Source organism: Desulfuromonas sp. (assembly GCA_002869615.1).
Taxonomy (GTDB): domain Bacteria; phylum Desulfobacterota; class Desulfuromonadia; order Desulfuromonadales; family UBA2294; genus BM707.
This window is the reverse complement of the sequence record PKUH01000004.1, coordinates 99,757-112,153: the sequence shown is the minus strand read 5'-3', so window position 1 is coordinate 112,153 and position 12,397 is coordinate 99,757. Positions and strand designations below refer to the sequence as shown.

General features: G+C 52.0%; 14 protein-coding genes. All 14 read right to left on the bottom strand.

From position 1 onward, the window contains the following. Positions 1-20 precede the first annotated feature (20 nt). The 14 genes from C0623_01185 to C0623_01120 all read right to left on the bottom strand — a co-directional run bounded on the left by C0623_01185 (position 21) and on the right by C0623_01120 (position 12,377). Entirely contained in the window at positions 21-1,439 is a 1,419-nt protein-coding gene (locus C0623_01185) for an adenosylhomocysteinase (protein PLY03660.1), read from the bottom strand. A gap of 29 nt (positions 1,440-1,468) precedes the next feature. After that, positions 1,469-2,392 (bottom strand): ArsR family transcriptional regulator, encoded by a 924-nt coding sequence (locus tag C0623_01180; protein ID PLY03659.1) that lies wholly within the window; start codon positions 2,390-2,392, stop codon positions 1,469-1,471. A 98-nt stretch (positions 2,393-2,490) separates the two neighbouring features. Beyond that, the gene (locus tag C0623_01175; GenBank protein PLY03688.1) at positions 2,491-3,207 is read right to left on the bottom strand and encodes a hypothetical protein; all 717 of its coding nucleotides are present in this window, start codon (positions 3,205-3,207) and stop codon (positions 2,491-2,493) included. Between the two features lie 57 nt (positions 3,208-3,264). After that, positions 3,265-4,392 (bottom strand): glycosyl transferase, encoded by a 1,128-nt coding sequence (locus C0623_01170; GenBank protein PLY03658.1) that lies wholly within the window; start codon positions 4,390-4,392, stop codon positions 3,265-3,267. Between the two features lie 36 nt (positions 4,393-4,428). Next, positions 4,429-5,598 carry a methionine adenosyltransferase gene (locus C0623_01165; protein ID PLY03657.1) on the bottom strand — a complete coding sequence of 390 codons (1,170 nt, stop codon included), beginning with the start codon at positions 5,596-5,598 and terminating at the stop codon, positions 4,429-4,431. A 75-nt stretch (positions 5,599-5,673) separates the two neighbouring features. Beyond that, positions 5,674-7,458: a phosphoenolpyruvate--protein phosphotransferase gene (ptsP, locus tag C0623_01160; GenBank protein PLY03656.1), complete on the bottom strand. Its 1,785-nt coding sequence runs from the start codon at positions 7,456-7,458 to the stop codon at positions 5,674-5,676. Further along, complete coding sequence (locus tag C0623_01155; protein PLY03655.1) at positions 7,439-7,708, bottom strand: HPr family phosphocarrier protein; 270 nt, start codon at positions 7,706-7,708, stop codon at positions 7,439-7,441. The genes ptsP and C0623_01155 overlap by 20 nt, the downstream gene beginning before the upstream one ends. Beyond that, on the bottom strand, positions 7,705-8,451 hold the full coding sequence (locus tag C0623_01150) for a PTS mannose transporter subunit IID (GenBank protein ID PLY03654.1): 747 nt from the start codon (positions 8,449-8,451) through the stop codon (positions 7,705-7,707). Before C0623_01150 ends, C0623_01155 begins: the two co-directional genes overlap by 4 nt. Positions 8,452-8,461: 10 nt before the next feature. After that, entirely contained in the window at positions 8,462-9,154 is a 693-nt protein-coding gene (locus tag C0623_01145; protein PLY03653.1) for a hypothetical protein, read from the bottom strand. Between the two features lies 1 nt (position 9,155). Further along, entirely contained in the window at positions 9,156-9,644 is a 489-nt protein-coding gene (locus C0623_01140) for a hypothetical protein (protein PLY03652.1), read from the bottom strand. 8 nt (positions 9,645-9,652) lie between these two features. After that, positions 9,653-10,054, bottom strand: a complete 402-nt coding sequence (locus C0623_01135; GenBank protein ID PLY03651.1) for a hypothetical protein — start codon at positions 10,052-10,054, stop codon at positions 9,653-9,655. Further along, positions 10,051-10,929 (bottom strand): RNase adapter RapZ, encoded by an 879-nt coding sequence (locus tag C0623_01130; protein PLY03650.1) that lies wholly within the window; start codon positions 10,927-10,929, stop codon positions 10,051-10,053. The genes C0623_01135 and C0623_01130 overlap by 4 nt, the downstream gene beginning before the upstream one ends. After that, positions 10,926-11,900, bottom strand: coding sequence for an HPr(Ser) kinase/phosphatase (gene hprK / locus C0623_01125; protein ID PLY03649.1), 975 nt, complete (start codon positions 11,898-11,900; stop codon positions 10,926-10,928). The genes C0623_01130 and hprK overlap by 4 nt, the downstream gene beginning before the upstream one ends. A 15-nt stretch (positions 11,901-11,915) precedes the next feature. Beyond that, positions 11,916-12,377: a PTS fructose transporter subunit IIA gene (locus tag C0623_01120; GenBank protein PLY03648.1), complete on the bottom strand. Its 462-nt coding sequence runs from the start codon at positions 12,375-12,377 to the stop codon at positions 11,916-11,918. Between the last annotated feature and the right edge of the window lie 20 nt (positions 12,378-12,397).

The window sequence follows — 12,397 nt, the reverse complement described above, 5'->3', positions numbered from 1 at the left end:
CTTGCAACGGAAACAGCTTCTCAATATCGATAATGATCCGATTTATACGGGCCTTCAATCGGCACGTTGATATAGTCGGCCTGCTTCTGGCTCAATACCGTCAATTTGGCTCCAAGTTTTTCAAGATGCAGCCGGGCAACTTTTTCATCAAGGTGTTTCGGTAGGACATAGACCTGGTTATCGTACTCATCCGAACTTCCGAACAGCTCGATCTGGGCGATCACCTGGTTGGTAAAACTGTTCGACATGACAAACGACGGATGGCCGGTCGCGCAACCGAGATTAAGCAAGCGGCCCTCTGCCAGTATGATGATCGCCTTGCCGTCCGGGAACACCCATTGATCAACCTGGTTGCCATGTTCCTGCGGGTTCTTGATATTGATCTTCTTGATCCCGGGAACCCTGGCCAGGGCAGCCATCTCGATTTCATTGTCGAAATGCCCGATATTGCCAACGATGGCATTGTGCTTCATCTTCTCCATGTGCTCAACCCGGATGACATTGTAGTTACCGGTGGTGGTGACAAAAATGTCCGCAGTTTCAACAACATCCTCGAGCGTCCGGATCTCGTAGCCCTCCATCAATGCCTGCAGGGCACAAATCGGGTCGATCTCGGTAATGATGACCCGGGCGCCCTGACCGCGCAGCGACTGGGCACTCCCCTTGCCGACGTCACCGTAGCCGCAAACCACTGCAACCTTGCCGGACAGCATGACGTCGGTCGCGCGCATGATTCCGTCGACCAGACTGTGGCGGCAGCCGTAGACATTATCGAACTTGCTCTTGGTGACCGAATCGTTGACGTTCATGGCCGGGAACGGCAATGTTCCTGCTTTTTCGAGCTGGTACAGGCGATGGACCCCGGTCGTGGTCTCTTCGGTCACTCCCTTGATTGTGTCGCGCATAGCGGTCCAGTCGTTACGCTTTTCGGCAATTGAACTCCGCAGGCACTTGACCAGTTCGACCCAGTCTTCAGGATCATCATCCTTTAATTCCGGAACCCCATCCTTTTCCCACTTGGCTCCTTCGAGAACCATCATGGTCGCGTCACCGCCATCATCAAGGATCATGTTCGGCAACTGACCGTCCGGCCATGTCAGGGCCTGCTCGGTACACCACCAGTATTCTTCGAGGGATTCACCCATCCATGCAAAAACCGGAACACCGGCCTCGGCGATAGCGGCTGCGGCATGGTCCTGGGTCGAAAAAATATTACATGAAGCCCAGCGCACTTCAGCGCCGAGGGCAATCAGGGTTTCGATCAGTACCGCCGTCTGGATCGTCATGTGTAACGAACCGGTTATCCGGGCGCCGGCCAGAGGTTTTTTTTGCCCATATTCTTCGCGCAGGGCCATCAGACCGGGCATTTCGACCTCGGCCATCCCGATTTCCTTGCGGCCCCAGTCGGCCAGGGCGATATCCTTCACCTTGTAATCCATGTTTTCTTCTCCTTAAGTTCTGTCTGTTGTCAGATTTCGATTTTCTCAGCAGTCAGCACAAAAACCGACGGCTTGCTGTCATCAATCTTTATTTGCACATACGGACCGGCCCGGAACCCGGCGGCATCGAGCCAGCGATCCATTTCCCTTCTTTCAAAACCCATCCATTGATCAGCCATCTGCACCTGAAACCATTCCATATCATGTCGGATCAGGTCAGCGACAATCAGCTTTCCTCCCGGCTTCAGGACCCGGCACAGTTCATTCAGGGAATCCTGGGGATTGGCGGCATGATGTAAGACCATGTTGAGGATGACGCAGTCGGCGTAGCCGTCCGCTACCGGCAAGTGAGTCAATTCCCCAAGCCTGAGTTCAACGTTGTCGAGTTGTCCGGCATTCACCCGGGCACGCGCTTCATCAAGCATTGCCGATGATTGGTCGATTCCGACAACATATCGTGCCGAATTCGACAGATCATTCAACAGACGGCCGGTGCCAACGCCAACATCAACGACCAGATGTCCGGGGTCAAGTTCGCGCAGAATATGATCGGCGTAATGCTCGACCGGGATCAGTTCACTCACCATCCGGTCCCATTGCCGGGCGTGCTGATCAAAAAACTGCCTGCTTTTACGGCGCCGTTCATCCAGGACCCGGCTCAGTCCGATCTGATCCCGGTGATAGCCATCGATTCCGCTGAGCCGCGGTATTAGCTCAGCTTTAATAGCAGCGAAAAAATCAGCCTTCCCGTCGATCTTGAAATAACTCCAGGTTCCCTGTTTTTCAACTGTACAGATTCCGGCTTCAACCAGGATCCTGAGATGCCGGGAGACACGTGATTGCCCCATCTCGAGTATCGCAACCAGGTCCTGTACCGTAAATTCTCCATGCTCCAGTATTCCGATCAGCCGGAGCCGCGTCGGATCGGCCAGAGCCTTGATGACGTTCAACATATCATATCCAGTAGATTTAATTAATCAACTTTTCTTGATATATCAAACCGGGGAAGGTTGAGTCAACCGTAAAATACTATTCAAAAGAGACCAGGCAGTCAGAGATCAAGGAGAACGGTATAGAGTTTTCCGGTCCGAATCGCTTCAATCTGAAGCCTTAACTGGCCGGCAGAAAGGGCCTCTCCGGGAAAAAAGAGAAAGCCGCGGGCCAGTTCGCCGGGACGAACCGGATGATTTTCCAATGCCTTGGATCCGAGATCGCGCGAAATCTGATACTCGGCCTCCGATGATTGAAGCGCCTCGGCACCACCGGTCACTGACCCGAGAGCACCCCCGATGGCAGCGCCCTTGCCGGCCCCCTTCCCGACATTTTCGCCGCCAACTATGGCAATGGCACCACCGACAACAGCACCGCCGAGAGCACCCCAGAAGGCATTTTTACCTGATTCACCAGTCACGTTGGCAAACTCGGTACTCTCGGTAACGCGACGATAGGCAGTCCTGTTGTCGAGGAGGTTCCAGTAGTTGCCCTCCTGGTCGACCAGAAAAGATTGCTCTGGACGAATTTCGAGTGCATCCTCTCCGGCATTGTCAATAACCACCTGAACCGGTAAAAGGCCGGCCTTGCGTATATCAAATCCGAATAATTGCCGCGCTTCAGATACCGTAACATATGCCTGTGCCGCAATCTGCGCTCCGGCAACCACTTTCATGGTCGTGTAGGCCGCAGGTGGGCGAAAAGGTATCTCCTGATTTCTGTAGCCACCGCTGCCACAACCGAAAAGAAAAAGCGAGGCAACAAGTATAATGAATATATTACGTCGCATATGGCATCTCCTGTTCGTTAGTCAAATTATAACAGAGAATTAGAATCATGGATGGAGTTTGCCGGTTCGATAGCGCCAGACCGTCAGTCGATACCAAATCCAGGTACCGCCCATTGCGACCAGGCGGCCGAATAAATTATCGGTCAGCAGTTCAAACCACCGATCATGAAACTCAAGAGCCGGCAGCGTGATGTCATCGACCGGAACCGCATCTTTGAAGTTGCGTTTGATATCTTTCAGGAAAGCCAGCTGCCAGGCATTGGGCCGGACATAAATGCCGGTCCGGTACCATCGTGTCAACCTCTGCAACAACGAAGACTGTCGATTCAACCGATCAATCAGAGCAAAAAACGGAACAAGGTCGAGCCCCCCGGTTTCGGACTGCTGCCGATAAACATCGCGGGCCTGTGAAAAAAAATCATTCCAGCCGATTGCGGCGAAATTCATAATGAGGGCATTCAGAGTCTGGCGTTGCTGAAGACCTTCATTCTCGAAACGGCGGGCCGAGGTGCAGAGCGAAGAGGAAAGGAGGTGCCATGCGCCGAGAGCCCGGACACGTTCAGCCAGCCTGGTATCTTCGGCAATGGGAACATCAACGTCAAACGGGCCGACTTTATCAAACAACTCGCGGGTCATCAGAAAACCCTGATCGCCATGCGTACATTCCGGTCGATCGAGCCTGGCTTTCGCTTCCCAGAAATAATAGCCGAACGCTGACTCTTGATTTGCGCGCTGAAATTGCAGCCGGAAATGCGCTGCAACGCACCGGTCAGGGCTATTATCGATAACCGTCCGATACTCATCCACCGCCCGCGCCAGGGTCAGGGCATCATTGAAAACAGTGTCGATATGGAGAAACAGCAACAGATCTGAGGCGGCCCGTGCGGCGCCGGTGTTAAGCTGACGGCCGCGACCGGGCGCTGATTCTACAAGGCAAAGCGGGCCGGGGTATTCTGCAGAGCTTTCAGAAACAAACGAAGTGCTGCCATCGCTGGAACCACCGTCGACAATGATCAGCTCAAACTCGAGACCCTGCTGCCCTGCCAGCATCCGTAAAAAAGCGGGCAATTGATCAATCTCATTGAGTACGGGGACAATCACTGAAAGCTTCATGCCGCCATCATAAGTGAAGATCCGGACAGTGACAAGAACACAAAAAAGCCGGACCTGCAACCAGGTCCGGCTGATAAAACACCTTAACCGGAAGAATCAGATGCCGGCACGTTTCTTCAATGAATCAACCCGATCGGTCTTCTCCCAGGTGAAATTCGGCAGTTCACGGCCGAAATGGCCATAAGCTGCTGTTTCACGAAAAATCGGGCGCAACAGGTCGAGGGATTCGATAATTGCCCGCGGCCGCAGATCAAACTCTTCCCGAACAATCCTGGATATTTCATTGGACGGGATCACTCCGGTACCGAAAGCATTGACCAGAACCGAGACCGGATCGGAAACACCGATGGCATAGGCGAGCTGAACTTCACATTTCTCAGCCAGGCCGGCCGCTACGACGTTCTTGGCAACATAGCGGGCCATATAGGAAGCGCTGCGGTCAACCTTTGACGGGTCCTTGCCGGAGAAAGCGCCGCCACCATGTGAGCCCTGGCCGCCGTAGGTATCAACAATAATCTTGCGCCCGGTCAGACCACAGTCACCCTGCGGGCCACCGATGACGAATCGCCCCGTCGGATTGATGTAATACTTGGTTTTTTCATCAAGCAGTTCATTCGGAATCTCTTTCTTGATGACCTCTTGCATGATCGCTTCCTTGAGCGTTTCGTAGGTAACATCCGGTGTGTGCTGAGTCGAAACAACAACCGAATCAACACGAACCGGCTTGTCGTCGATATATTCAATTGATACCTGCGACTTACTGTCGGGACGCAAAAAGGAAACCTGGCCGGCCTTGCGAATATCGGCCATGCGCTTGGTCAGCTTATGGGCAAAGGTGATCGGCATCGGCATCAATTCCGGTGTTTCATTGCAGGCGTAGCCGAACATGATGCCCTGGTCACCGGCGCCCTGCTCCTTGAACATCCCCTCGCCTTCAGTAACGCCTTGCGAAATATCGGGGGATTGACGATCGAGCGAGACCAGCACGGCACAGGTCTCCCAATCGAAACCCATTGCGGCATCACTGTAGCCGATTTCCTTGATCGTTTCGCGGACAACATCGGCGTAATCAACCCGTGCTTCGGTTGTGATCTCACCAGCAATCATCGCCATTCCGGTTGTTACCAGGGTTTCACACGCGACACGTGATTTAGGGTCCTGGGTAAGGATAGCATCGAGAATTGCATCGGAAATCTGGTCGGAGACCTTGTCAGGATGGCCTTCACTCACCGATTCTGATGTAAAAAGAAAGTCTGTCATTGGCATGGGATAAATCCTCCCCGTTTAAGATTTAAAAAGCGTCGTATTCTAATCAGATGATAAACCAAAGTCAAGTCAGCATTAGAAAGAAGGCTCACCGAACAGGTCCGGGAAAAGGTCGGCCATCCGTTTTTCCAGGCACTGAATGACTTCCTGGGCTGTCGTCAGGCCGAAAATTTCGTCAATCACTTTCTGTCCGGCAGACCGGTCAACCTGGCGCAGGATTCTTTTCACTCGTGGAAGCCCTGACGGGTTCATCGAAAGCTCGTTGATGCCGAGACCGAGCAGGATCAGGGTATAGAGCGGATCACCGGCCATCTCACCACACATACTGACCGGAATATTGTTTTTTTCTGCAGCCTGACAGATCAATGCAAGCGCCTTGAGAACTGCCGGGTGAAGAGGTTCATACAGATACGCGACATGCTCATTCGCCCGATCAACCGCCAGGCAATACTGGATCAAGTCATTGGTGCCGATGGAGAAAAAATCGACTTCGCTGGCCAGATGGTCGGCAATCAGGGCAGCCGCTGGCGTTTCAATCATGATCCCGACTGGTATTTTTTCATCAAATTTGATACCGGCCGTGCGCAATTCATTTTTTATGGCATTCAGATATTCAAGGCACTGACGCAACTCGGCAACGCCGGTGAGCATCGGAAACATGATACGCACCGGACCCTGTGCCGAGGCCCGCAATATCGCCCGCAACTGGACATTGAGCATCTGTTTCTCATTCAGCGAAAAACGGATACCGCGCAGGCCCATCGCCGGATTCATTTCATCATTCAGGTTGATTTCCGGTACAAACTTGTCGCCGCCAACGTCGAGCGTGCGGATCGTTACCGGATGAGGGGTCATCCTTTCAACTACTTCAAGGTAGGCATGGTACTGTTCTTCTTCATCCGGAGGGGTCGGCCGCCCCATGAAAAGAAATTCACTCCGCATTAATCCGACACCTTCGGTGCCCTGGCTCAATGCCTGTGAAATTTCCATCGGCAGCTCAATATTGCTCTGCAGGGAGACCCGGAACCCGTCCCTTGTGATCGCCGGAAGTTCTTTATAGGAAAGAAGTTCCTGTTCCTGGTATTCGTAATCTTGCTTTTTCCTGAGATATTCCCGGAAGGTCATCTCCGACGGATTGAGGATCAGGGTCCCATTGGTGCCATCCATGATCACCGGAATTCCGCCAGGGACAAGTGCTGTTGCCGTTTCCAGACCTACGACCGCCGGGACTCCAAGGGAGCGCGCGAGAATCGATGTATGGGAGGTGCGACCACCGACATCAGTGACAAAACCGATAATCTTCTTGCGGTCGATCTGAAGCGTATCAGCCGGAGACAGATCATGCGCAATCACAACCACTTTCTGATCGATATCGGTGAGAGACTGGCGCGTCTCTCCGGTCAGGTTACAGAGGATGCGATCACCGACCGAGTCAATGTCACTTTGTCGATCGCGCAGGTATTCGTCCTCGAGACTGGAAAAGACATCCCTGAACTTGCGAACCGTCTTCTGCAGTGCCGCCTCGGCGTTCAATAGTTCCTTTTCAATCAGTGAAATCGTATCCTTGACCAGCATCTCGTCATCGAGAATCATCAGATGGGTATCGATAATATAAAGATGGTCAACCAGTCGTTGATCACTCACCCCGTCCTTTACTTCACGGAGTTGAACCTGCGACATCTTCAGGGCCCGCCTGAAAGAAGCGACCTCACCGGGAACCTCTTCCGGAGTAATCTGGCGCGGTACGACCGTCGTCCGGTTGCGATGCAACAGAAACGATTCGCCGATAGCGATACCGGGAGAAGAACCGATACCGACCAGGAAAGTATCTTGCGGGATATCAATCTTCGCCGAAACCATTTTCAACCAATTCCCCAACCGCTTGCATTGCCGATTCGGCATCGTCGCCATCAACATTGACAGTGATTTCCGAGCCACATACCGCAGCCAGCATCAGGATTCCCATAATACTTTTGGCGTTTACCGTCTCCTCGTCCTTTTCGATCAGGATTTCTGATGTGAACAGGTTGGCCGTTTTAACCAACTGGGCGGCAGCCCGGGCATGCAGACCGAGGCGGTTTACAATTTTCATTGTTTTCGAAATTTTCATGTAATAACCTGGAACACCGTAATAACCAGCAGGACCGAAACAAAAACGAGAAATAACGTCGAAAGCCCTTTCCGGGCCAACCAAACCACTGACAACACAACCGGCAGGGCAAAAAGTCCCCAACCGGCTTCGATTTCACTCAATCGACATGTCTCAGTCGTGAGAAAAGCAATCAGGCCGCCAAGAAGGATAACCGCCCCCTCCTTGAACCGAATGGCAACATCCGGCAACCGCCGCCGCTGAATGATTTCGACAACACTGACACCCCGAACGTACCCCCTGGCAAAACCCCATGAGCGCATCATCAGATGAGGCAGGTTAAACAAGGTCAGAAAAACGAACGGAGCGAGCAGCGACCCCTTCCCGGCAAAGAAAAGAGCCGTACAGGCAGCCAATGGCCGTACCCCGCCCCAGAAAAGGGCGTCACCAATAGCGGCATAGGGGGCCATGATCATGCTTTTGAAATCTTCAACGCTGAAGGACATCTCCTGCCCATCGGCCCGACTCTCTTCCTGGGCCAGGGTCGCGCCCAGAACCGGAGCCGACATGTACGGATGGGTATTGAAATAAGTCAGATGCCTTTGATATGCCTCTTCAAGATCCTCGTCCTTGTATAAAAACCTGAGTGCCGGACTGAGTGCATACAAAACTCCCATGTTCTGCATACGCTCATAGTTCCAGCTTGCCTGAAGCAGCAGTGAGCGCCAGAGTGTTCTGATCAGTAGAGTAACCGGCAACTTCATCCTTGACGTCCTATAGCAGCCACAAAATCAGTAAAGAACTGGTAAAAGAAGCGCTGAATAAGGTAACGGACCGATTGATGTTGATCGACCGGAGAATCATCGCCGCACCAATCAGCGGAAAGACCAGCAACAGCCACTCTCCCGCCGGAACCAGATACCTTGCAAGCAGCGGAAAAATTGCATAGCAGATAAGGGAACCGATCCCGGCAACGACAAGAAACGTGCTGAGCGAGGAGATGGCAAAATGGCCGAGTCCGACAAGATGGCTCCGCTCGACCGTTCCGAGTTCACCCGCCTGTAAAAAACGATCAACTTTTTTACCGAGGTTGTCATTGGCCCGCCGTGTCATGTGATCAAAAAGTTGGCCCGACTTGCCGAGAGGGATGGCAACAAGGAGACAGATGGCTATCGTCACCGGTTGCGGATAATTCCAGATTCCGGCTGCTGATATGGCCAGAAAAGTTGCCCCGGTTGCAATCTGTGTATCATCAGGTGGTATCGACGCCCCGACCGGCAGGCGACCCAGCCAGAGCAACTCGACCAACAATCCGACTTCAAGACCAATCAGAGGCGCGCCGAGAACGAAACCGGTCAATGGACCGGCAACAATCGGACGAGAAATCATGACCTGACAAACCGCCATACGATCAAGGCCACATATAACCGCAACCAGGCTGACGGTGATGTAATCGAATAATGTCATGCTAATTCCTGGTGATTTTCAACATTTTATGCCAGCTGACTTCCTTGTCGGAAGGAACGCATTGTGAAGAGATTTTGATGCCGGCTCTCTCGAGATTCATAAGATTCTCGACATCGTCTTCATCAAGAGCGATGGTGCAGGAGCATTTCACCTTGCCGGCACCGGCATGCATGTTTCCGAGGTTCAGTTTTTTGTATTGAACACCCTGACGATTAGCCATCAGAGCGTCTCCCGAAGTAGCAAAAAGAAGAAGGATTCTGGCATTTGTCAATTCTTCGGAGTCAAGAACTTCACCAAGTTTATCAAGACTTACGATAATGACCCGTATCCCTTTCGGAACGGATGCTTCCATTAACAGTTTCTGCATTGCACTGTTCGCGATCTTGTTGTTGGCGACAACAATGCAATTAGCCTTGATCGTCGGAATCCAGGCCTCCAGAACCTGGCCATGGATCAGACGATTATCGATACGCGTCAATACGAGATTCATTGTTTAGGTCACTTTCTCAACAGGTCACTGATACAGCTTACGGCCCTCTGTCCATAGGCCCGCAGCATATCGGCCAACTCGTAGAGTGACAGATCATCACTGCTATTAAAAAATTTCAGGACCATCGGCAAATTGACACCTGTCAACAATTCGATCTTGCCTTCTTCGATAAAGGATGCGCCGAGGTTTGCCGGTGTACCGCCTATCATATCAGTCATGATAACGACTCCGTCCCCATCGCCTCCGACTTCAGTTATTGCTTCGATAAAGAATTGCCGTACCTGCTCAACCCCGTCTTCCCGCTGAACCGAGATTGCCCGTGCGCAACGAACCGGTCCGATAATCAGCTCGCATGCGCGGAGCAGTTCATCACCGAGATTTGCATGGGTTGCGATCACCAGGCCTTTCATTTTACATACTCCTCGTTATCGACATCGCGATGTTCCACTTTGACATAAAGTCCTTGCGCCGGCAAGGTGCGGGCCAACTCTTCAGCAACAGCAACACTTCGATGTTTCCCACCGGTACAGCCGAGAGAAATTGTGAGATAATTTTTACCTTCATCCCGATAACGTGGGATGAGGAACCCAAAAAGCTGCTGCAATTGGACCATCAGCTCTCGACATTCCTTTTTCTCGAGAACGTATCGACTGACTTTCCCATCCCGACCGGTTAATGCCTGGAGGCCAGGATCAAAATGAGGGTTGGGCAAAAACCGGACATCGATAACAATATCAGATTCCGGCGGCAAACCGTATCGGAATCCGAAAGACTGGACCCGGACGGTCAATCTGCTTTTATCCTCGAGTCCGGCAATAACACCGACGACACGCGCTCTGAGCTGATGTGGCGTCAATTGGGACGAATCGATAGTCACCGTTGCCCGGTTGCGCAACCGGGCAAGCAGTTCCCGTTCGAGGCGAACCCCATCGCTGACACCCATGTCAAGAGCGAGCGGGTGGCGGCGGCGTGTTTCAGAAAACCTTTTAAGGATATCAATTTCATCGGCGTCAAGAAAGAGGATTTCCGGTTCTACGCCAAAGGCCTCCACTTCATCGAGGATCTTATCGCATTCGGACAAAAACTCACGGTTTCTGACATCAAGGACTACCGCGACCTCATCGGTTTCGACGGCGCTCCCCTCGAATGTCTTCAGAAATTGAGGTAACAGGACGACAGGCAGGTTATCAACGACAAAAAAACCCTCATCTTCGAGGGCTCTGGCCGCAGTACTTTTACCGGATCCTGACAAGCCGGAAATGATCACAAGGCGGCCGGGTATCATTCGAGATTGTCTCCGATGATCTCATGTGCATGCAGATGCGCGATTTCGGCCATTCGCTTTTCAAGGCGATCCTGAAACTCAACAGCACTGTGATAACCCATTTCCTTGAGCAACTGATTACGGGCGGCAACTTCGACAATCGAAGTGATATTACGCCCGGGGCGAACCGGTATTTTCTGCATCGGGATATCGAGGCCGAGAATCTTGTATTGCAAATCTTCAAGCCCGAGCCGATCATAATCCTCGGTTGCATCCCAATCGACCAACTCAATAACCAGATCGATCTTTTTCCGCTCGCGAATAGCCGCAACACCGAAAAGGTGTTTGATATTAATAATCCCAAGACCGCGAATTTCCATATGATAATGGAGAAGGTCACTCCCTTCACCAAATAGAACAGCCGGTAATTTCATCCGAACCTTGACAACATCATCGGCGACCAGACGGTGGCCGCGAAGAATAAGATCGAGGGCACATTCGCTTTTACCGATACCACTCTTGCCGGTCAGCAACACTCCGACGCCGAGAACATCGACAAGAACACCATGCACAGTGGTTGCAGGCAACAACCTCTCTTCAAGCAGACGGGTCACAAGGGATATGAAATTGGAACTCTGGTGATGGGTCCGGAGTAGCGGGAGACCCTGCTGCTCCGCCTCTTTGATCAATGAGTCGGGCGGTTTTTGATTCTTGGTAATAATCAGGCAGCAAATAGGCAGAGCACAAAGCTCACGAATATTGTTCCGCGCCTCATCTTTGGATAGAGAGTCAAGGTAGGTAAGTTCGGTAGCTCCGAGGATCTGGACACGATCGGGATGAAGGCTGGTCGTATAACCGGCAAGCGCCAGGCCCGGCTTCTGAATCCGGGGAACCTTGATCAGGTTTTCAAGACCGGATTCACCTGCAAGCAGATCCAGATTGAGTCCGGCTTCTTTCTCGGAAAGAAGGTCCTTGATACTTAAACCGGCCATTTCACCTCGTCGGGATCAGAGTCTTTCTTCTTCAGCAGCTATAATCCTGAACAGTTCATCAGCATCATTTGCTGCCAACAGGGAATTACGAACTCCCGAATTTTTGAGGAGTTTTGAAATGCGGGCGAGAGTCTTCAGGTGAACACCAACCGACTCTTCGGGAGCAAGAAGAAGGAAAAAAAGATGTGCCGGTTTGCCGTCCATTGAATCAAAGTCAACCCCGGTCTTGCTACAACCAAAAGCCAAAAGCAGATTGTCGATATTTTTCAGCTTGCCATGCGGAATTGCAACACCATCGCCGATGCCGGTACTTCCAAGGCGCTCTCGTTCTTTGAGGACTTTAAGCACTTCCTCACGATCAAGACCATCTGCAAGGGCAACAATTGCATCGGTCAGTTCAACCAGTGCCGAATTCTTGTCGGTCGCCTTCATGTCGGTGGTAATGGCCGCCGGGGTTACCAATTCTGTGATTTTCATTATTGCGGTTAATCCTTTTC